The sequence below is a fragment of the Haoranjiania flava genome (assembly GCF_025631005.1).
GTDB classification, from domain to species: Bacteria; Bacteroidota; Bacteroidia; order Chitinophagales; family Chitinophagaceae; genus Haoranjiania; species Haoranjiania flava.
In genome coordinates this window covers 1-438 of record NZ_JAOTPL010000058.1, presented here as the reverse complement: position 1 = coordinate 438, position 438 = coordinate 1, and the positions used below count along the sequence as shown (strand labels likewise).

General features: G+C 38.1%; 1 protein-coding gene. It reads left to right on the top strand.

Annotated features, from left to right (window positions below):
- Nucleotides 1–355 (top strand): hypothetical protein (locus OD355_RS13840; protein WP_263039088.1); only part of this gene is annotated, 355 nt, incomplete at its 5' end.
- Nucleotides 356–438 lie beyond the last annotated feature (83 nt).

Sequence of the window (438 nt, the reverse complement as noted above, 5' to 3'; positions counted from 1 at the left end):
GCTAGCTTATCTCAATCAGATACAGGCCAATAAAAGCAAATATATCGGCAAGCCGTTTTCTGTTTTGTTGAATGATTTACAACCTGCTATAAAATTTTTTACTCCTTCAGTTGGCCACTCTGCTTATAAGAATAAAGAAATTTCTACCGGCTTTTATTTTATTATCCCGGAATATATGGAAGATTTTGGCTCGTATAATTTTGAAATAAAATGGGCTACCCCACTAAACAGAACTATATCAGGGCCCATATATGATGGCGGAGCATATCGTGGCCAATGGCGCACAGAAGCCGCTCAATACTATGGTACCGGTATTATTGCCGATGTAGTTGTCGATTGGCGGTATAATAATTAGATATTAATGAAAAAAATAGTTATCATTCTCATGGTTTTATTTATCACCAAAGGCGCAAATGCCCAAGCAGGCGTGCCGGATAC